This is a genomic window from Mycobacterium pseudokansasii (genome assembly GCF_900566075.1).
In the GTDB taxonomy this organism is placed as follows: domain Bacteria; phylum Actinomycetota; class Actinomycetes; order Mycobacteriales; family Mycobacteriaceae; genus Mycobacterium; species Mycobacterium pseudokansasii.
This window is the reverse complement of record NZ_UPHU01000001.1, coordinates 4,552,608-4,572,696: the sequence shown is the minus strand read 5'-3', so window position 1 is coordinate 4,572,696 and position 20,089 is coordinate 4,552,608. Positions and strand designations below refer to the sequence as shown.

The window sequence follows — 20,089 nt, the reverse complement described above, 5'->3', positions numbered from 1 at the left end:
ATCGGGGACCAGCGAATTTCCGCGCCGTGCAGGATGTTGGTGTGCTCATGCATCCGAATACCGGCCGGGCATTCGGGTCTCCGGTGGATCCCGGAACCGGCTGGCCGGGCGATCCGGCGACACCGCAGACCCCGGTGGCCGCCGATGCCGCACAAGTTGTGCAACTGGCCGGCGCGGCACACTCGATTCCCGAACTCGATGCCCTGGTCAGCGTGTGCCGGGCCTGTCCCCGACTGGTGGGCTGGCGGGAACACGTCGCCGCCGTAAAGCGCCGGGCCTTTGCCGATCAGCCGTATTGGGGACGGCCGGTGCCGGGCTGGGGTTCGGAGCGGCCCCGGCTGTTGATCGTCGGTCTGGCCCCGGCAGCGCACGGGGCCAACCGGACCGGGCGCATGTTCACCGGCGACCGGTCCGGAGATCAGCTGTATGCGGCGCTGCACCGCGCCGGCCTGGTGAACCAACCGACCAGCGTCGACGCCGCGGACGGCTTGCGCGCCAACCAGATTCGGATCGTGGCACCGGTGCGGTGCGCGCCGCCGGCCAACGCGCCCACCCCGGCCGAGCGGTTGGCCTGCTCGCCCTGGCTGGACACCGAGTGGCGGCTGGTTTCCGAGGACGTCCGGGTGATCGTTGCCCTGGGCGGGTTCGCCTGGCAGATCGCGCTGCGGATGTCTGGCGCGTTCGCCAAGCCCAAGCCCCGGTTCGGTCATGGTGTTGTGGCCGTGTTGGGGTCGAGACTGCGATTGCTCGGCTGCTACCACCCGAGCCAGCAGAACATGTTCACCGGTAAGTTGACTCCGGAAATGCTCGACGACGTAATCCGCGACGCCAAGGCTCTGGCAGGAATTGAGTAAGGGTGCGAACAGTTCTGGTTTCCGGTGCCAGTGTGGCCGGTACTGCGGTTGCGTACTGGCTTGGGCAGCAAGGCTATTCGGTCACGGTGGTGGAGCGCCACCCCGGGCTGCGGCCGGGCGGCCAGGCGATCGATGTCCGCGGTCCGGCGCTGACGGTGCTGGAGCGCATGGGGCTGCTGGCCGCCGCGCAGGCGTGCAAGACTGGCATCCGCGGCGCCTCGGTCGTCGACCGCGACGGCAACGAGTTGTCCCGGGACACCGAATCGACACCGACCGGCGGTCCCATCGACAATCCCAATATCGAGCTGCTGCGCGACGATCTCATCGAATTGCTCTACGGCGCAACCCAACCGGGGACCGAATACCTCTTCGGTGACAGCATCACCGCGTTGGACGACGACGGCGCCTCGGTCGCGGTGACATTCGAGCGCGCCGATGCCCGCAGCTTCGACTTCGTCATCGGCGCCGACGGATTGCATTCCAACGTGCGCCGGCTGGTTTTCGGTCCCGAGGAGCAATTCATCAAGAGGCTGGGCACTTTCGCGGCGATTTTCACCGTGCCCAACTTTCTGGAGCTCGACTATTGGCAGAAGTGGCATTACGGGGACGCCACCATGGCCGGGGTCTACAGCGCGCGGGGTAACACCGAGGCCCGCGCCGCACTGGGATTCATGGACCCCGATCTGCGGATCGATTATCGCGACAAAGAGGCTCAATTCGCCGAGCTGGAAAGGCGGATGGCCACCGACGGCTGGGTTCGCGCGCAGCTGCTGCACTACATGAAATCGGCTCCGGACTTCTACTTCGACGAGATGTCGCAGGTCGTGATGGACCGCTGGTCCAAGGGCAGGGTCGCGCTAGTGGGCGACGCGGCATACTGCTGTTCGCCGTTGTCCGGGCAAGGGACCAGTGTTGCCCTGCTGGGCGCCTATATCCTGGCCGGCGAGCTCGCGGCCGCCGGCACCGACTACCAGCGCGGCTTTGCCAACTACTACGCCGAATTCAGCGGTTACGTCGAGCGCAACCAATGGCTGGTCAGCGACAACATCCCCGGTGGCGAACCGATACCCCAGGAAGAGTTCGAACGCGTCGTGGACTCGCTCACGCTGGAGGACTACCAACGGCGCTGACCCGGCCGCGAAATCGCCGGCCATGATCGACACCACGGCCATGCCGCCGGTCGTCATGCGCTGTAGGTGTGATCGCTCACAGTGGCACGTGTCGCGGTCGAGGTCCAGAGACGTCTCCGTCGGCGCCGGTAGACTTTGTGACGGCTAGGTGGGTTCGGTCCGCCAGCCCTTCTCCCGGTGGTCGATCAAGCCGCGCTGCGCCGCAAACCCATTGTCTGCTAATAACGGTGAGCTTCGACCGTATCCGGCAGTCCGTGACTCGCCGACACCAGCCAGGACGGAACAAGGAGCCTTTGCGTATGGTTCACCGCTACAGCTACCGCGTCGTCTGGTCGCCCGGACACGACAAATACGCGGCCCACTGCAACGAGATACCGGTCGTGTCATCATTGGCCAGCACTCCGCAGGAAGCTCTCGACCAGCTCGTGCGGCTGGTTGCCGACGGCGAAGATGCCACGGACGGGCCGGTTGCGAGCGCGATCCCGGAAGGGCTCGCCGCCACCGGGGAGCTGCCCGCCGGCTCACGACTATCGCTGCATCGGCCGCGGGTGGTACCTCGGTGGCGCACCCGCTGCTGAGCCGACGCGAGCCGGCTGCGGTCGACCGGCCCGCCGGCCGAGGCGGCCGTCAAGCCGGATCCGGCACATGACTGTTGATCCACTGCACCACCTCGTCCGCCGGCAACGGCGGACTGTGCACGAAGCCCTGGGTGATGGTGCAACCGTAGCGCCGCAGCGCGCTCAAGGTCACCTCGTCTTCGACTCCCTCGGCAACCAGGTCCGCTTCCAGGCTGTGGGCCAGCGCCACCGTCGACCGCACGATCGCAACCGACCGAGGGTCCAGGGCCAGTCGTGCCACGAACACCCGGTCGAGTTTGAGTTCGTCGACCGAGACGTCCTGCAAGCGCGCCAGCGACGACCACCCGGTGCCGTAATCGTCGAGCGAGATGCGAACGCCTAGGTGCTGCAACGCCGCGACGGTATTGCGGGACCGCACCGAGTCGGCGAGGGTGCTTTCGGTGATCTCGATAATGAGAGCGTCCGCGGGCACGCCGTGGGCCTTCAACAGCCACTCGATCGTGCCCTCCAGATCCAGGTCAAGCAGATTTGTCGTCGAAAGATTAACGGCGACAGTAAAATTCATGCCCTGATCACGCCAGGACCGGAGCTGGGCGAGCGCGAGATCGAGGGTGCGGTTGGCCACCCTGCGCATCAGCCCGGCACGTTCGGCGGCGGGCAGGAACTCCTCGGGCAGCAGCATCCCCCGGCTGGGGTGCTGCCAGCGCAGCAGTGCCTCGACGCTGTGGACGCTACCGTCGTCGGCGTTGATCTTGGGCTGATAGTGACAGATCAGTTCGTTACCGTTCGACAGCACGGCGCGTAGATCATCGACGAGGGCGGGATCGCTGTCGCGATACAGCTCAAACGCCGAGTCATAGGCCACGACTTTGCTTTTGGCGCTCTTGGTGTGCGGGATCGCCGTCTCGGCGCGGTTGAGCAGCTCCTGCGGATGGTCACAGTGGTCGGGGTAGAGCGCAATGGCGATGCGGGCATCGACCTGCACTGTTATCGGATCCAGCTTGAACGGTTCACCGAAGGCATCGAGCAGCCGACCCGCTTGGGCGCGTGCGGCTATGAGATCCGCGCCGTCGCTCAAAAGGATCGCGAACTCGCTGTCACCCGTGCGCGCCAGCAGGTCTTCCGGACGCACATGCTGTGACAGGCGATTCGCGATGCGGCACAACAACTCCTCGGCTAAGTGACGACCGACCGAACCGGTGATCTCGTCGAACTCGTAGAGATGCAGCAACAGCAGCGCTCGACGTGCTGGGGCTCGGGGCGCCAAATCAGGCGCGTTCACCGACAGCGCCGTCAGGGCAGTCGCCAGCGAACGCCGATTGGGCAACGCGGTCAACGCGTCGGTCATGGCGTGCTGGTGGGTCTCGGCCAGCACGCTGACGTCCCGGAAAGCCACCGGGAACCGCGCCGCGACCGCGATCAGGCTCAACGCGGCCAAAGCGCCCGCGATCCGCGAGTGCGGGCCCAGCACAATAACTCCCAGCGCCACGACGGTGCCGGCTACGGGTGTGGCGTACGAACCGAGTCCACGTTTCGGTGCGGGCTCCGCCGACGACCAAGGAGCCCAACTGGCCACGGCCACCAGGAGCGACGACGCCGGCCACAGGGCATCGAACCAAGTGCCCACCCGGTACGAACCCGCGGCGGTTTCTAAGAGATACAGGGTGTCGGCGGCGGCGAACAGCGTAAACCCGGCGACCAGCAGAATCCAGCGAAACTCGTTGCGCAAGCCCAGGATCGGCAGCATGCCGGCGACAAGGGCCAGCAGGACCAGATCGCCCCACGGATACACCAGGCCCACCAGCACGGTGGCCGGTGCGCGGGCCGCCGCCGCATGAATGGGCCCCGCGGTCAGGGCGGCGGCAACCGCGGCGCCGGCCAATCCGCAGATCAGGGAATCGAGGCGCACCGCAACCGGCACCCTCTTCAGCCGCGCCCGGATGAGCAGCAGCAGCCCGGCGTAGCCGAACGGATAGAAAGCCAGGTAGAACGGATCCGCCGAGGACGGCGACTGACCGTCGGGCACCCACAGCCAGTAGACGACGTCACCCAAGGCTGAGCATGCCTGTCCGGCCGCAATCAGCGACCACGCCACCCGGCCGGCGGCAATGTGATAGGCGCGAGCGGCAATCACCGCAGCCGCCAGCAGGTTCAGCGCCGGATACCAGGATTCGGCGAAGACCCTGTGACCGGCATGCACGGTGAGCGCGGTGTAGACGGCGACGCCGATTGTCAGCAGCGCCAGGGCAATCCGGACGCCTACGGGCGGCCACCGAACTCCGCGGCGTGGCGGGCGGTCCCGTTGGGCCGGTGTTGCCGCCGCGAAGCCGGCCAGCCGTCGCAGCAGCGGTGCCGTCTTGTCCTGTCCGGGCACCGTAGGGCCGCCACTGTCCACGGCGGTCCCGCACGCGGGGGTGGTTTCCGGTGCAACGCTGATGGTCGATATCGGCGCGTCGGCATGCCGTGTGAGCGCATCGGGGACGGGCACATCCGGCACGAAACTGCGGATCCGTTCGCCGCCTTCGCGTTTGGCGGCATACATGGCCAGGTCGGCATGCCGGAGAAGCTCATCGACGGTACAGTTCGATCCCGCGGTGGCTACCGTGTACCCGATGCTGGGACGTACCGTGACCGGAACGCCGTCGATGACGATCGCCGCGTCGAATGCGCCGAGTACCCGATGCGCCGCGGCTTGTGTTTCCTCGACGGAGCCTTCGATGAGCACCGCGAACTCGTCCCCGCCCAGCCGGGCGATGGTCGTCGTTTCGTCCAGGGAGGCGGTCAGCAAGCTGGCGACCCGAACGAGAAGCTCGTCGCCGGCCGGGTGACCCAGGGCGTCGTTGACCTGCTTGAAGTTGTCCAGGTCGAGGCATAACACCGCGATCGGTGTGGGGCGCTGATCCCGAGCGGCGATGGCTCGTTCCAATCGGCCGAGGAACCGGGTCCGATTGGCCAGACCGGTCAGGCTGTCGCGAGACGCTTCCTGCGCCACCTCAGCCAGTAAAGCCTGGTTCTCGACCAGGACGACGAGCTGGCGGGCCAGCGCCGCGGCCACCAGAATGCCGAGTGCGGCGAACAGGAACGGCCACCGCCGCACCTGGTCCAAGAGGTGGCCCAGGCCGATCGCCGCGGCCAGCACCAGCGGCAGGTACGGCAACCACAGCCGGATCCGGGACGTGACCTCCGCACCCGTCTCGCTGGTCCCGTCGGAAACTGCGGTCGGGGACTCCCGGACACTGGCCAGCGCAGCCAGCGCCACCAGTCCCTGGCCGGCCACTCGGGGCAGGTCGACCAACTCTCCGGTGTGATAGCCGCCGATCCCGGTCTGGAACACGATCACGATGTCGACGCCGCCGATAACGGTGATCCCGCCGGCTAGCAGGCTTAGGCTGGGCCGCGCGCCGGAAAGGGTTCGCGACAACACCAGAATCGCAACCGTCATGACGACGACATCGGCGAAGACATGGGTGAAAATCACGGGCCGCGAGCTGCTGGCGTCCCGTACCACCTTGTTGAGGATGAATACCCACGAGGCCACGAATAGCGACGTCGCGACGATGACACCGTCGAGGATCAGCCGCCAGGGCACCCGGCGAACGGAATCGGACAGCAGCACCAACGACGCGGTGGCCCCGACGGGATACCACCACAGCGCCATCTCAGCGGCCGTCGGGTGTGCGGCGTGATCGAGTTGTGGGCACACCTCGGACAGGGCGCAGATGACCTCACCGACCGTCCACCCCGCCAGCGCCGCTGTCAGCGCCAGCCATCCCAATCTGCGGCGCCCACCCGCGCAGCGGGCCGCGTTGCCGGCACATCCCGCAGTGAAAAGCAACGACAACACCGGCACAAGCTGGTTGACCGGCCGAGCAAGGTAGCCGCCCGGCCAGCCCCCGATCGATATCGCCGCGGTCAGCGCCACCGCGATGGTGTATCCGCCGCCGACGAGCCAACCAGCGCGCGCCGGCAGTCCGAAGCGCCCCCACGGATTGGGCGTGCCGCGTTTCATAGCCGCTCCAGTCGCTTTGCACCCCATTGCCGGTGACAATTGGCAGCTTCACCGCGCGCTCTAGCGCAGGATAATCCGTGACGACCGGTCCGGCTTGACTACGCCCGCGTTTGCGGGACCGGGGTCAACGCAAAGACAGGGATGGGCCGCGGCGTCCGGCGTTGGTAAGCGGTGTATCGATTCGCGGTGTTCTTGTTGACCAGGTGCCACATCCGGGAGTAGTCCGCGTCGTCCGGGGTGACCCGTCGTGCGGTCACCGCCAATCGCCGTGAGCCGAGGTTGATTTCGCACTGCGGATGCTTGCGCAGGTTGTGGTACCAGCCGGGGTGGCGTTCGGCGCCGCCGTTGGAGGCGACGATCAGATACGAGTCGCCGTCGCGCGCGTAGGCGAGCGACGTGGTGCGCGGCTGGCCGGTCCTGGCGCCAACGGTGTGCAGCAGCAGGCAAGGTGGAACACCCGGGATGCGGTGCCCGATGCGCCCATTGGTCTTCCGGTAGACGGTGTCATGCAGTCGCAACAGGGGCGCGCCGACTAATCGCTCGAACGGCGTGAGATTGCTCATGGTGCAGTTTTACTGGCTGGCGTCGATCCGGGCCAACGCCTCGCGCAGGATTCGCCCGGTGCCCTCACGGTCCGGGTCGCGGCGTAGCACCATCGCCTTGGCAAGCGCCAGCTTGTCGCCGTTGCGCCGCGGTAGCACATGCAGGTGAATGTGGAACACCGTCTGGAAGGCGGCGCTGCCGTCGTTGATCGCGATGTTGGTCGCGTCGGCCAATTCCGTCGCGCGGGCGGCCTTGGCGATCCGCTGGCCGATCGTGACCATGTCGGCCAGCGTGTCCGGCGGGGTGTCGGTCATGTCGACGGTGTGTCGTTTGGGCAGCACCAGGGTGTGGCCGCGGCTGAACGGGCGGATGTCGAGGATGGCCAGATAGCCGTCGTCTTCGTAGATCCGGATGGCTGGGGCTTCACCGGCGACGATCGCACAAAACACACAGGGCATATGGCCACGGTACTGGGCGGGCCGCTGACTACGCGGGACCGCCTGGAACCGCCCGATGCAGCGGGATACGCTGCGGCAGTGGACCCTAGCGAGCTCGCCTTCGCCGGCGCTACGGAGCAGGCGCAAATGCTGGCCGACGGTGAGATCAGCGCACCGGTGCTTCTCGAGGTCTATCTGGAACGAATCGAGCGGCTGGACAGCCAGTTGCGCGTCTACCGCGTGGTGCGCTACGACGGCGCGCGCGACGAGGCCGAGGTGGCCCAGCAGCGCCTCGCCGCCGGCGAGCGGCTGCCGCTGCTTGGCGTGCCGATCGCGGTCAAAGACGATGTCGACGTCGCCGGAGAGGTGACGACCTACGGCGGCGGCGGGCACGGTCCGGCCGTGACCGCCGATGCGGAGCTGGTGCGCCGGCTGCGCGCCGCGGGGGCCGTGATCATCGGCAAGACCAATGTGCCCGAGCTGATGATGATGCCCTACACCGAGTCGCTGACGTTCGGGGCGACCCGCAACCCATGGAATCCCTCTCGCACCCCGGGCGGCAGCAGTGGCGGCAGTGCCGCCGCAGTCGCTGCCGGGTTGGCACCGGTGGCGTTCGGATCCGACGGCGGCGGGTCGATCCGCATCCCGTCGACCTGGTGTGGAGTGTTCGGGCTGAAGCCGCAACGTGACCGGATCTCGTTGGAGCCCCACGACGACGCCTGGTACGGGCTCAGCGTCAACGGCCCGATCACGCGCACGGTGCGGGACGCCGCGCTGCTGCTCGACGTGACGACCACGGTGCCCGGTCCCGAGGGCGAATTCGTCGATGCCGCCGCCCGCGCACCCGGACGGCTGCGAATTGCCTTGAGCACCAAGGTTCCCACGCCGCTTCCGGTCCGGGTCGGCAAGGCGCAACTGGCGGCGGTCGACCAGGCGGGTGCGTTGCTGCGCGATCTCGGCCACGATGTGGTGGTCGAAGACCCCGAATATCCGGCCACCTTGTACGCCAACTTCTTTCCCCGTTATCTGCGCGGGATCAGCGACGACGCCGACGCGCAGGCGCATCCGGAGCGTCTCGAACCGCGCACCCGCGCTATAGCCCGGATGGGTTCGTTCTTCTCGGACCGCCGGATGGCGGCCCTGCGCGCCGCGGAAGCCGCGCTCAGCAGCCGGATCCAGTCGATCTTCGACGACGTCGACGTCGTCGTCACCCCGGGCACGGCGGCCGGCCCGTCCCGGATCGGCGCCTATCAGCGCCGGGGCGCGGTGTCGACGCTGTTGCTGGCGGCCCAACGGGTGCCCTACCAACAGGTCTGGAATCTGACCGGCCAGCCCGCCGCCGTGGTGCCGTGGGACTTCGACGACGACGGCCTGCCGATGTCGGTGCAACTCGTCGGCAGGCCCTATGACGAGGCGACCCTGCTGTCGCTGGCCGCGCAGGTCGAAGCGGCCCGCCCGTGGGCGCACCGGCGGCCGCCGGTGTCATAACAGCGACAGGGGAGGCCCCCGTGGAACACGTGCCCGAGCCGATCGACCGCGATGTCGCCGATCTGCTCGACGGGCTCGACGGGACGGCACGCGCGGAGCGCGCCGAGCTGATCGAGTGGCTGCTCGAACAGGGCATCACCGCTGACGAGATCCGGCTGGCCAACCCGCCGCTGCTGCTGGCCACCCGCCGGCTGATCGGCGACGATGGCACATACGTATCCGCCCGCGAGATCAGCGAGACCTACGGCATTGACCTCACTCTGCTGCAGCGGGTGCAGCGCGCCATCGGTTTAGCCAGAGTCGACGACCCGGACGCGGCCGTACACATGCGAGCCGACGGTGAAGCCGCCGCGACCGCGCAGCGGTTCGTCGAGCTGGGGCTGAATCCCGATCAAATCGTCATGGTGGTGCGTGTTCTCGCCGAGGGCCTGTCCCACGCCGCGGAGGTCATGCGCTATACCGCGCTGTCGGCGATCATGCGTCCGGGAGTCACCGAGGTGCAGATCGCCCAGGCGTCGCAGGCGCTGGTGAGCCGGATCGTGCCGCTGCTCGGCCCGATGATCCAGGACATGCTGTTTATGCAGTTGCGGCACATGATGGAAACCGAGGCCGTCAATGCCGGTGAGCGAGCCGCCGGCAAGCCGTTGCCGGGCGCGCGCCAGGTCACCGTCGCCTTCGCCGACCTCGTCGGCTTCACCAAGCTCGGTGAGGTGGTGTCGGCCGAAGAGCTGGGGCATCTTGCCGGCCGGCTGGCAGAGCTGGCGCGTGACCTGACCGCTCCGCCGGTGCGGTTCATCAAGACGATCGGTGACGCGGTGATGTTCGTCTGCCCGGATCCGGTGCCCCTGTTGGACACGGTCCTGAAGTTGGTCGAGGTCGTCGACACCGATGCGGCGTTTCCCCGGTTGCGCGCAGGGGTTGCGTCCGGCATGGCGGTGAGCCGGGCTGGTGACTGGTTCGGCAGTCCGGTGAACGCGGCCAGCCGGGTCACCGGGGTGGCGCGGCCGGGCACGGTGCTGGTCGCCGATTCCGTCTGGGAGTCCGTCGGTGACGGCGCTGGGTTCGAGTGGTCATTCGCCGGCACCCGTCGCCTCAAGGGCATCAAGAATGAAGCCAAGTTGTTCCGGGTGCGTCGAGGCGACGGCGGCGACCGGCGGCCCTGATTGGGCAGGCCGGTCCGGAGGACTGTCCATCGCGCATATGGGCAGGCCCGGAGCGACTCTCGGGGGCGTCTGGCTCCGTCTTACGCGGATCCTGCGCTGCCGGATCTCACCCCGTTTTCCGGCACTTGAGTTCGGTCGCTTCCGGGCCTGCTTCGCTACCAAAAATACAACCGTGCATTACCCGATAGCAATGGTCTTCCGGCCCGCCGATGGCTTGAGCAGGGTCGGGCGGGGGCGTGGGCGTTCGCCGCCAGTGAACGGTATACCCTAATACGTATTACGGTGTAATCATGTAATTATGAAGGCACACCATATGCACGGACACCGGTACGGGCGGCCCGGGGGCTGGCAGCAAGCGCAGCAACCCGACGCCAGTGATGCGGCCGAATGGTTCGCCGGACGTCTCCCGGAAGATTGGTTCGACGGCGATCCCACGGTCATCGTCGACCGCGAGGAGATCACGGTGATCGGCAAGCTGGCCGCACCAGAGGATTCCGGACAGGAGCAGAGTCCGGCACGCGGAAAGGGACGAGCCTCGCGGTTCCGGGAGGAAACTCGCTCCGAGCGGATGCGGATCGCCGACGAGGCTCAGGATCGTTATGGACGCAAGGTGTCCTGGGGCGTGGACGTCGTCTCCGACACCGGCACCGAGCGCATGCTGTTCACCCACATCGCGGTTCCGGTGATGACCCGCCTGAGGCAACCCGAGCGTCAAGTGCTGGACACGCTGGTCGACGCCGGCGTCGCGCGGTCACGCGCCGACGCCCTTGCCTGGTCGGTCAGGCTGGTCGGTGAACATACCGAGGAGTGGCTGGCCAAGTTGCGCACCGCCATGGCGGCGGTGGACGACCTCCGCGCCCAGGGACCCGATCTGGGGGATTAGTCCTCTACTTGGTTTCCTTGTTGACCTTGGCGATGATCTGGTCGCCGATCTGGCCACCCTGATCGGTGATCTGGTAACCGCAGGCGTTGACGTCGACGATCACGTTGTTCGCCACGCTCATCGCGCGCTGGCACTCCCAGCCGTCAGCGCCCTCCTGGGTGTCGATGACCGTGATCTTCGGCGGACTGCCGACCACGTCGGCGAACGTCCACCGGTAGGTCTTGCCCTGGTTCGTCACGGTCACCGTCTTGCCCGCGCAGTTTTTCCATTTGCCCGCCGCGGACTGCAGGAACGAGCGAGCTTTGTCGGCGGACGGAAAGGCCACCACGGCCTGGTTGACCCAATGGTCGTAGTTGTCCCCGGGTTCCGACGACACCAGACCGCTGATGCCGGTGTAACCCGTGCCGGCGTACACCGGATCCTGGCTGGTGTACAAGGCCGCCTGGCAGTCGGGCAGAGACAGCGTCACCGGGGAGGTGTCCATCGACGTGATGGGCTTTCCCGGCTGAATGTTCGACGCGCCCATCACGGAGTTGATTTCTGACGGGCTCAGCAACAGCGCGCTGAGCCGGTCCTCCGAGATCGGTTTCGGCGGCGGCGCCGGCTTGGGCCGGGTGACCAGCCAGATACCCACGCCTCCGACGACCAGGACGAGGACGATAGCGACGGCTGCCACGATCGGCCACGGGTTGCGGTTTCGTGATGCCGACGGCTGCTGCCCCTGATTCCAGCCCGGTGGGCCCGGGGGCTGCTGCGGCGGCGGTGTGCCCGGTGGCGTAGCGCCCCAGCCGCCGCCTTGGTAGAACGCCGGGCTGCGGGTCGGCTGGCTGGCCGGCATCGGGCCGCTCGTCGGGGCCCACGAGGGTTGGCCCGCTGGCGCGGCTGGCGGCGGGGCTGGAGCCCGCCCGGGCGGCGTGGAGGCCGCAGCGGGTCCCGACGAGGGCCCAGAACCGGCCCCGGCGGGGTAATACGGCGGCTGCCGCTGCGGGGCGGGTCGCGGTGCCGGCGCGGCGGGGGCCGGCGATGCCGAAGGTGCCATCCCGGTGGCCGGCATGGTCGGCGGCGCGACGGCTGTGGGCGGGCCGGGCAGGGTGGCTTCCTGGCTGCGGCGCAGGATGTCGGCAGCGTGGTCTTGATCGGGGTCGCTGAGCGCTTCATGGGCGGCCAGCGCCAAATCTCCGGCACTGGCGTAACGGTCCTCGGGCTTTTTTGCCATGCCGCGCGCGATCACCGCGTCGAAGGCCTTGGGGATGCCCGCCCGCAGGGTGCTGGGCTGGGGGATGGGCTCGATCAAATGAGCGGTGACCAGCATGCTGGCGCTGTCGGCGCGGTAGGGCGGACTCCCGGTCAGGCATTCGTGCAGCACGCAGGCCAACGCATAGATGTCGGCGCGGTAGGTGACTTCGTCGTTGGAGAAACGTTCGGGCGCCATGTATTTCCAGGTGCCCACCGCGGTGCCCAATTGGGTGAGCTTTTCGTCCGTGGTGGCGCTGGCGATGCCGAAGTCGACGAGGTAGGCGAAGTCGTCGCGGGTGACCAGGATGTTCTGCGGTTTGACGTCGCGGTGCATCACGCCGGCGGCGTGGGCGGCGTCCAGGGCGGAGGCGATCTGGGTGATGATGGCCACCGCGCGCGGCGGGGTCAGCGGGCCGAAGCGCTTGAGGATGTGGTCCAGGTCGGTGCCCTCGATGAGGCGCATCTCCAGGTACATCTGCCCGTCGATTTCGCCGTAGTCGTGGATGGGCACCACGTGGGGTTCCTGCAGCCGGCCGGTGATGCGCGCTTCACGCTTCATCCGCTCCCGAAACACCGGGTCCTTACTGAAGGTTTCCGACATCAGCTTGACCGCGACCGTCCACTCTTTGACCGTGTGTTCGGCCTCGTAGACTTCGCCCATCCCGCCGCGGCCCAGCAGCCGCTTCAGGCGATAGGGCCCGAATGTCGACCCGACTCGCGAGCCCTGCGCGTCACTCATCGCTGATCCTCCCGGTCACGCCGCGATGCCGCAGACACTATCAACAACAGTCAGCCAGGCGCGTCAGCCGCGAGGCCCGGAAATGGCCCGGAAATGGCCAGGGGCCGGCGGGGGCCCACCCGCACCGCGATGCGACAACCGCGTCGCGGATCGCTTGGCACCCGCCCCGGCACCCGCCCGGCGACCGGCCTTCCCTGGGGCTGGTCGGCGCCAAGAAGTCCGCAAGAATGCGGCAAGCGCGTAGGCAGAAGCTCTCCTCAGCCGTCGAGAGCTGTCGAGAAAGGAAGAGACAGATGCCTACCACGGCCGGGACCGGCTCGAAGACCCACGTCGCTGTCATGTTCGTGCTGACCGCCTTGGTCGGGTGTGCGGCAACGTTCCCGGCGCAGTGGCGTACCAGCGCCGGACGCGCCTGGTCCTACGGGGTGTACTACATCGGATACCGGCTGTTGTCGGTACAGCTGTCCTGCGGTTCGCTGGCCGTCAGCGGGGTCCCGTTCGTCATGAAGCACGCCTGACAGCCCGGTTCACTTGCGGGCTTTGCGTTGCGGGTCGAGACGCCTGAGTTGCAACGCGATCAGCATCACCAGCACGATCGCCTGTATCAGGCAAGCTCCGGCGGCCAACAGCCAGCTGCTGACCTTGTAGTCCCACAGCGGATCCTGGTCCCCGCCGGCGGTGCGGCGCAGGTCGTTGAGATCGACGGTGGCGGCGGCCATGGCGTAGGCCCATCGGGACGGGGACAGCCAGGCCAGTTGTTCGAGCGGAGGCCGGCCCTTGACTCCGAACATTCCGCCGCAGAGCACCAGTTGGGCCATGACCACCAGTACCAGCAGGGGCATGCCCCGGTCGGCGTTGCCGATCAGCGCCGAGATCAGCAGGCCGATGATCATCGAGACCACGGTGACGGCAACGACGGCCACCGCCACCTCGACCGTCGGCCAGGGCAGCACCACCGATTGGTCCGGTGCGGGCAGGAACGCCGGGCCCAGGAATCCGAGGATGAGTCCTTGGATGGTGGTGAGTGCGGTCAGGACGACGAGTTTGGAGGCCAGGTAGGCGCTGGCGGATAGGCCGATGCCGTGTTCGCGGCGGTAGATGGCTTGTTCTTTGACGATTTCGCGGATGGAGGCTGCGCAGCCCATCAGTGCGCCGCCGATGATCAGCAGGACCAGCAGTTGGGAGGGTTGGGTGGAGCGTTCTTCGATGGCTTTGGCCAGTGAGAGTCCGGCGTTGCCGGGTACGGCGTGGGCGAACAGGCTCAGCAGCAGCGGCAGGGCCAGCAGGAACACCGAGTATTGGCGGTCGGCGGCGATGACGGCCAGGTAGCGCCGGCACAAGATGGCGAATTGGGCCAGGGCGCTTTGTTGGGCGAGGGCTTTGGTGGTGGGCGCTGGTGGGGGTGGGCCGGGTTTGGGGGCGGGGTGGGCGGTGACGGCGGCGTGCAGCGGTGAGGCGTGAAAGCGCGCGGTCCAGTCGGTGGTGGTGTCGCGTTCGAGCAGGGTGAACAGGTCGGCGAAGTCGGTGCAGTGGAAGTGGCTCAAGGCTTGCTGGGGTGGGCCGAAGTAGGCCAGCCGCCCCCCGGGGGCCAAGATGAGCAGCCGGTCGCACATGTTGAGGTGGGCGATGTTGTGGGTGACCACCACCACCGAGCGGCCGTCGTCGGCCAGTGAGCGCAGGGTCTGCATGACCGATTTTTCATAGCCGGGGTCGAGCCCGGAGGTGGGTTCGTCTAAAAACAGCAGCGAGGGTTTGGTCAGCAGTTCCAGTGCCACGCTGGTGCGTTTGCGCTGCCCGCCCGACAGACTGTCGATGCGCTGATCGGCCTGGGTGGACAGGCCCAGTTCGGTCAGCACCTCCGCGATGCGCTGGTTGCGTTCGGCGGCCGACACGTCGTGGGGAAAACGCAGCCGCGCAGCGTAATTGAGCGCCCGCCGGACCGTCAGCGGGGTGTGCAAGATGTCGTCTTGAGGCACGAACCCGATCCGGTGGCGCAGTTCGGCGTAGTTGTCGTAGAGGTCGCGGTCGTCGTAGCGCACGCTGCCGCTGGTGGCCGGGCGGAACCCGGTCAGCGCCCCCAGCAGCGTCGATTTACCGGCCCCGCTGGGCCCCACCACCGCCAACAGGCTGCGCTGGGACAGGGCAAAGCTGACGTCGGCCAGCAACACCTTGGATTTTTTGGTGACCACCCGCAGGTTGGCGGCCTCATAGGAAATGTCGCCGGTGTCAACGTATTCCACCAGCCGATCCCCGGACAGATGCAGCAGCTGATGACCGATACCGACGATGTCGCTGGCCCCCAGCAGCGCCCGGCTGATCCGGGTGCCGTTGACGTAGGTGCCGTTGGCGCTGTTGTTGTCGACCAGCTCCCACTGACTGCCCGAGCGGCGCAGCATGGCATGACGGCGCGAGACCAGCAGATCATTGAGCACCACATCGTTGTCGGGGCCACGCCCGATCGTCACCACCAACTGATCAATGGCATGCACCGCCGTGGGCGGGCGGGCCACCGTCGTCTGGCCCAGCACCCCAGCAGGCTGCGGCGCCGCCGCGCCGGGCTGCCCGCCCGGCGCCAACTGCACCAGCTGACCCGAGGACGCCGAACCCAACATCACCGACACCGGCCGCGCAATGACCACCCGCTCGACCCGCGCACCCTCGACAAACATCCCATTGCTGCTGTGGTTGACCAAAACCCAGCCCCCCGGCCCGGGCTGCAACACCGCATGATCACGCGACACCCGCGGATTATCCAACCGCACATCAGCCTCAGCCGAACGACCAATCGTCCACACCCGATTCGGCGTGGCATGCCAGACCCGCCCACCAGCACGCACCTCCAACCGGGGCACATCCATCACGACCGCCTCGGTCCTACCCTCCATACCCCGCCTCCGCCACCTCCACCCAACAACCCCAAACCACCACCACCATCACCCCACGGCAACAATCTTTAGGGCGCGCGTGCGCTGCCGGCCCGGAGTTTCGACCGCAGCAGCCTTTAGTTGCAGTACCAGGTCCCGATCCATCCTGAGGTACCGAGGTTCTTCGCGGCGTCTTGCTCTGCGGCCAGCAGCGTAGGCCCGTAACCGCCCGCGTGATCACCGCGGCTGTTCTCGGCGATGGCGCCGCAGTCGGTGAAGGTGACGAGCACCTTGCAGTCGGAGTAACCGCATGCACCCAGCGCGGCGCTCTCCGCGGCGGCCTTCGACGGAGCATGCTTGGTGCGGCCGAACACTTTTCCGGACGGGGAGTAGGCGATCGCGCCCACGTACCCGTCGGCCTCGGCTGCCGGCGCCAGCGTGAGGATCATCGCCGTCACCGCTACGAGGTTGGTCACTGAAACCGCAGCTCGGCGTTGAAAAGCGGTCAATGCCATGGTGGTTCCTTTCCAGGTTCGGTGGTCCGGCAAATGCTGAGACGAGAGGTGGGCTCGATGTCGGATTGGCCGGCTATGCCGGTTTGGTTGCGGTGACTTGCTTGCCCCAGTCGGACATGGTCATCGTCACGGTCCCGTTCTGGACCGGGCTGATTTCGATCTTGACGAGGTGATAAGACCCGTCCGAGGCGATCCAGAAGGTGGTGGGTGTGCCCTGCGCGTCCTTCGGGCTCAGGCGGGCCCCGGCCAGTGTGGTGATGTCGTCGGCTGACGACGTCCCGCTGATCTTGGTGGTCTGGATCCCGTTGATCTGCTCGCTGCCAACCACTTTCGGGCTTTGCAGATCGGAAAGCAGTTTGGCCAGGCCGCGATTCGGGTCGAGCAGGGTCGACACGTCATAGATCGACGCACCGTTGCCGTAATCGGCGTACGTGCCGGGGTCGGCGACATCGGAATAGAGATGTCCGTCGACGTAGACGAACTTCGAATCAACCGGGTTCTTGCCGACGACCAGCGTCGCGGTACCGGTGGCGACCGTTTGCGGCGTGTTGGAGACGTCGCCGTCGAGTTTGGTCACTGCAAGGTTGGGCACCGAGCCTTGCACCGTGAGGCTCACGTGCATCCCGGTGACCTTGGCCATGACGTCGGCAGCCTGTTTGACGATGCTGGCGGCGTCGCCAGTGGCCGGGCTGCTCGACCCGCCGCCTGCGCCCTTGTTTGAGCTGGAACATCCCGTGAGCACGAGTGCCGTCGCGGCGACGGCGGACACGGCCGCCGCAGCGGCGCGAGACCAGCGCTTCATAGACATCTCCTTCGTCGAGGCAACGGCACGTTGCCGCGGGCAAACTCGGCTGGAGGCAGCCAAAGCCAGGCGACTTAGCGTAAACCCGCCGATATCGGCTTGACCACCTTTTCGTTGGTGTCGGTGGTGAGAGGGTGATCGCCGTTTGGAGCAAAGCGGTAAGCCGACGGCGCCGCACCGGTGACCGGCCCGCAGCCAAGGCTGGTCAGCAACATCGCCGGGTTCGCCGCGCCGATCGCGCGGGCTTACTTACGACCCTTTCGCTGGGGGTCGAGCCGCTTGAGCCGCAGCGCCAGCAGGAGCACCAGGATCACCGCCAGTGCCGCGCACATACCGGCGGCGGTGAGCCAATTACTGCGATCGTGATCCCATAGCGGGTCTTCCGCGCCCGGGTGCAGGAAGTTCACCCCGACGGTGGCGGCGGCCATGGCGTAGGCCCATCGGGACGGGGACAGCCAGGCCAGTTGTTCGAGCGGAGGCCGGCCGTTGACTCCGAACATTCCGCCGCAGAGCACCAGTTGGGCCATGACCACCAGTACCAGCAGGGGCATGCCCCGGTCGGCGTTGCCGATCAGCGCCGAGATCAGCAGGCCGATGATCATCGAGACCACGGTGACGGCAACGACGGCCACCGCCACCTCGACCGCGCCGACGAGATGCTGTTGTGTTTCGTCGGCGTGCTGCGGCAACAGCACGGAGCTATCGGGGGGAGGCAGGAACGCCGTTCCCAGGAATCCGAGGATGAGTCCTTGGATGGTGGTGAGTGCGGTCAGGACGACGAGTTTGGAGGCCAGGTAGGCGCTGGCGGATAGGCCGATGCCGTGTTCGCGGCGGTAGATGGCTTGTTCTTTGACGATTTCGCGGATGGAGGCTGCGCAGCCCATCAGTGCGCCGCCGATGATCAGCAGGACCAGCAGTTGGGAGGGTTGGGTGGAGCGTTCTTCGATGGCTTTGGCCAGTGAGAGTCCGGCGTTGCCGGGTACGGCGTGGGCGAACAGGCTCAGCAGCAGCGGCAGGGCCAGCAGGAACACCGAGTATTGGCGGTCGGCGGCGATGACGGCCAGGTAGCGCCGGCACAAGATGGCGAATTGGGCCAGGGCGCTTTGTTGGGCGAGGGCTTTGGTGGTGGGCGCTGGTGGGGGTGGGCCGGGTTTGGGGGCGGGGTGGGCGGTGACGGCGGCGTGCAGCGGTGAGGCGTGAAAGCGCGCGGTCCAGTCGGTGGTGGTGTCGCGTTCGAGCAGGGTGAACAGGTCGGCGAAGTCGGTGCAGTGGAAGTGGCTCAAGGCTTGCTGGGGTGGGCCGAAGTAGGCCAGCCGCCCCCCGGGGGCCAAGATGAGCAGCCGGTCGCACATGTTGAGGTGGGCGATGTTGTGGGTGACCACCACCACCGAGCGGCCGTCGTCGGCCAGTGAGCGCAGGGTCTGCATGACCGATTTTTCATAGCCGGGGTCGAGCCCGGAGGTGGGTTCGTCTAAAAACAGCAGCGAGGGTTTGGTCAGCAGTTCCAGTGCCACGCTGGTGCGTTTGCGCTGCCCGCCCGACAGACTGTCGATGCGCTGATCGGCCTGGGTGGACAGGCCCAGTTCGGTCAGCACCTCCGCGATGCGCTGGTTGCGTTCGGCGGCCGACACGTCGTGGGGAAAACGCAGCCGCGCAGCGTAATTGAGCGCCCGCCGGACCGTCAGCGGGGTGTGCAAGATGTCGTCTTGAGGCACGAACCCGATCCGGTGGCGCAGTTCGGCGTAGTTGTCGTAGAGGTCGCGGTCGTCGTAGCGCACGCTGCCGCTGGTGGCCGGGCGGAACCCGGTCAGCGCCCCCAGCAGCGTCGATTTACCGGCCCCGCTGGGCCCCACCACCGCCAACAGGCTGCGCTGGGGCAGGGCAAAGCTGACGTCGGCCAGCAACACCTTGGATTTTTTGGTGACCACCCGCAGGTTGGCGGCCTCATAGGAAATGTCGCCGGTGTCAACGTATTCCACCAGCCGATCCCCGGACAGATGCAGCAGCTGATGACCGATACCGACGATGTCGCTGGCCCCCAGCAGCGCCCGGCTGATCCGGGTGCCGTTGACGTAGGTGCCGTTGGCGCTGTTGTTGTCGACCAGCTCCCACTGACTGCCCGAGCGGCGCAGCATGGCATGACGGCGCGAGACCAGCAGATCATTGAGCACCACATCGTTGTCGGGGCCACGCCCGATCGTCACCACCAACTGATCAATGGCATGCACCGCCGTGGGCGGGCGGGCCACCGTCGTCTGGCCCAGCACCCCAGCAGGCTGCGGCGCCGCCGCGCCGGGCTGCCCGCCCGGCGCCAACTGCACCAGCTGACCCGAGGACGCCGAACCCAACATCACCGACACCGGCCGCGCAATGACCACCCGCTCGACCCGCGCACCCTCGACAAACATCCCATTGCTGCTGTGGTTGACCAAAACCCAGCCCCCCGGCCCGGGCTGCAACACCGCATGATCACGCGACACCCGCGGATTATCCAACCGCACATCAGCCTCAGCCGAACGACCAATCGTCCACACCCGATTCGGCGTGGCATGCCAGACCCGCCCACCAGCACGCACCTCCAACCGGGGCACATCCATCACGACCGCCTCGGTCCTACCCTCCATACCCCGCCTCCGCCACCTCCACCCAACAACCCCAAACCACCACCACCATCACCCCACGGCAACGTAGCAATTGTGCATGCCGTAGTGGGCGAAATGACGTCCCTGGGAATCGCCTCGACGGCTACGGGTCGCACGGTTGCGCCCATCCCGTGCATCGTGCTCATCGCCGCCCCGTGCCTGCAAATCTTGTTGTGCTGCTTGGGCTTCAGCGGCTACGGACGGTC

General features: G+C 67.2%; 15 protein-coding genes. 7 read left to right on the top strand and 8 right to left on the bottom strand.

Annotation, left to right across the window (positions count from 1 at the left end):
- Positions 1–26 precede the first annotated feature (26 nt).
- The 3 genes from EET10_RS20560 to EET10_RS20550 all read left to right on the top strand — a co-directional run bounded on the left by EET10_RS20560 (position 27) and on the right by EET10_RS20550 (position 2,562).
- The gene (locus EET10_RS20560; protein ID WP_036400455.1) at positions 27–854 is read left to right on the top strand and encodes a uracil-DNA glycosylase; all 828 of its coding nucleotides are present in this window, start codon (positions 27–29) and stop codon (positions 852–854) included.
- 2 nt (positions 855–856) lie between these two features.
- Positions 857–1,984, top strand: a complete 1,128-nt coding sequence (locus tag EET10_RS20555) for an FAD-binding protein (RefSeq protein WP_036400454.1) — start codon at positions 857–859, stop codon at positions 1,982–1,984.
- 299 nt (positions 1,985–2,283) lie between these two features.
- Positions 2,284–2,562, top strand: coding sequence for a hypothetical protein (locus EET10_RS20550; RefSeq protein WP_051490317.1), 279 nt, complete (start codon positions 2,284–2,286; stop codon positions 2,560–2,562).
- A 49-nt stretch (positions 2,563–2,611) separates the two neighbouring features.
- Here the strand turns inward: EET10_RS20550 and EET10_RS20545 are convergent, their stop codons facing one another.
- The 3 genes from EET10_RS20545 to EET10_RS20535 all read right to left on the bottom strand — a co-directional run bounded on the left by EET10_RS20545 (position 2,612) and on the right by EET10_RS20535 (position 7,572).
- Entirely contained in the window at positions 2,612–6,571 is a 3,960-nt protein-coding gene (locus EET10_RS20545) for a diguanylate cyclase domain-containing protein (protein ID WP_246013664.1), read from the bottom strand.
- Positions 6,572–6,669: 98 nt separating this feature from the next.
- Positions 6,670–7,134, bottom strand: a complete 465-nt coding sequence (locus tag EET10_RS20540) for a nitroreductase family deazaflavin-dependent oxidoreductase (RefSeq protein ID WP_036400450.1) — start codon at positions 7,132–7,134, stop codon at positions 6,670–6,672.
- A gap of 9 nt (positions 7,135–7,143) precedes the next feature.
- Complete coding sequence (locus tag EET10_RS20535; protein ID WP_036400448.1) at positions 7,144–7,572, bottom strand: HIT family protein; 429 nt, start codon at positions 7,570–7,572, stop codon at positions 7,144–7,146.
- Between the two features lie 78 nt (positions 7,573–7,650).
- Here EET10_RS20535 and EET10_RS20530 point away from each other — a divergent pair, with 78 nt between their 5' ends.
- From EET10_RS20530 to EET10_RS20520, 3 genes are all read left to right on the top strand, one after another.
- Positions 7,651–9,039, top strand: a complete 1,389-nt coding sequence (locus EET10_RS20530; RefSeq protein WP_122502833.1) for an amidase — start codon at positions 7,651–7,653, stop codon at positions 9,037–9,039.
- Complete coding sequence (locus tag EET10_RS20525) at positions 9,036–10,202, top strand: adenylate/guanylate cyclase domain-containing protein (RefSeq protein ID WP_423793593.1); 1,167 nt, start codon at positions 9,036–9,038, stop codon at positions 10,200–10,202. Before EET10_RS20530 ends, EET10_RS20525 begins: the two co-directional genes overlap by 4 nt.
- Positions 10,203–10,500: 298 nt before the next feature.
- Positions 10,501–11,085, top strand: coding sequence for a hypothetical protein (locus EET10_RS20520; RefSeq protein WP_036400445.1), 585 nt, complete (start codon positions 10,501–10,503; stop codon positions 11,083–11,085).
- Positions 11,086–11,089: 4 nt separating this feature from the next.
- Here the strand turns inward: EET10_RS20520 and EET10_RS20515 are convergent, their stop codons facing one another.
- Positions 11,090–13,060 (bottom strand): serine/threonine-protein kinase PknH/PknJ, encoded by a 1,971-nt coding sequence (locus EET10_RS20515; protein WP_063468554.1) that lies wholly within the window; start codon positions 13,058–13,060, stop codon positions 11,090–11,092.
- Between the two features lie 293 nt (positions 13,061–13,353).
- Between EET10_RS20515 and EET10_RS20510 the strand changes: the two genes are divergently transcribed.
- Complete coding sequence (locus EET10_RS20510; RefSeq protein WP_036400441.1) at positions 13,354–13,578, top strand: hypothetical protein; 225 nt, start codon at positions 13,354–13,356, stop codon at positions 13,576–13,578.
- Positions 13,579–13,587: 9 nt separating this feature from the next.
- Here EET10_RS20510 and EET10_RS20505 read toward each other — a convergent pair whose 3' ends face one another.
- The 4 genes from EET10_RS20505 to EET10_RS20490 form a co-directional block, all read right to left on the bottom strand.
- Complete coding sequence (locus EET10_RS20505; RefSeq protein ID WP_122502440.1) at positions 13,588–15,945, bottom strand: FHA domain-containing protein; 2,358 nt, start codon at positions 15,943–15,945, stop codon at positions 13,588–13,590.
- 116 nt (positions 15,946–16,061) lie between these two features.
- Positions 16,062–16,400 (bottom strand): DUF4189 domain-containing protein, encoded by a 339-nt coding sequence (locus tag EET10_RS20500; protein WP_244602027.1) that lies wholly within the window; start codon positions 16,398–16,400, stop codon positions 16,062–16,064.
- Between the two features lie 112 nt (positions 16,401–16,512).
- A complete protein-coding gene (locus EET10_RS20495) occupies positions 16,513–17,241 on the bottom strand; it encodes an LppX_LprAFG lipoprotein (RefSeq protein WP_036400439.1) in 729 nt (242 codons plus the stop codon).
- 245 nt (positions 17,242–17,486) lie between these two features.
- Positions 17,487–19,865: an FHA domain-containing protein gene (locus EET10_RS20490; RefSeq protein ID WP_122502439.1), complete on the bottom strand. Its 2,379-nt coding sequence runs from the start codon at positions 19,863–19,865 to the stop codon at positions 17,487–17,489.
- Positions 19,866–20,089: the final 224 nt, after the last annotated feature.

Bases quoted from the DNA above. Each gene is read 5' to 3' on its own strand.
- EET10_RS20540 (WP_036400450.1), bottom strand. From the start codon at position 7,134: ATGAGCAATCTCACGCCGTTCGAGCGATTAGTCGGCGCGCCCCTGTTG.
- EET10_RS20545 (WP_246013664.1), bottom strand. From the start codon at position 6,571: ATGAAACGCGGCACGCCCAATCCGTGGGGGCGCTTCGGACTGCCGGCG.
- EET10_RS20520 (WP_036400445.1), top strand. From the start codon at position 10,501: ATGAAGGCACACCATATGCACGGACACCGGTACGGGCGGCCCGGGGGC.
- EET10_RS20510 (WP_036400441.1), top strand. From the start codon at position 13,354: ATGCCTACCACGGCCGGGACCGGCTCGAAGACCCACGTCGCTGTCATG.
- EET10_RS20550 (WP_051490317.1), top strand. From the start codon at position 2,284: ATGGTTCACCGCTACAGCTACCGCGTCGTCTGGTCGCCCGGACACGAC.
- EET10_RS20535 (WP_036400448.1), bottom strand. From the start codon at position 7,572: ATGCCCTGTGTGTTTTGTGCGATCGTCGCCGGTGAAGCCCCAGCCATC.
- EET10_RS20490 (WP_122502439.1), bottom strand. From the start codon at position 19,865: ATGGAGGGTAGGACCGAGGCGGTCGTGATGGATGTGCCCCGGTTGGAG.
- EET10_RS20505 (WP_122502440.1), bottom strand. From the start codon at position 15,945: ATGGAGGGTAGGACCGAGGCGGTCGTGATGGATGTGCCCCGGTTGGAG.
- EET10_RS20495 (WP_036400439.1), bottom strand. From the start codon at position 17,241: ATGAAGCGCTGGTCTCGCGCCGCTGCGGCGGCCGTGTCCGCCGTCGCC.
- EET10_RS20515 (WP_063468554.1), bottom strand. From the start codon at position 13,060: ATGAGTGACGCGCAGGGCTCGCGAGTCGGGTCGACATTCGGGCCCTAT.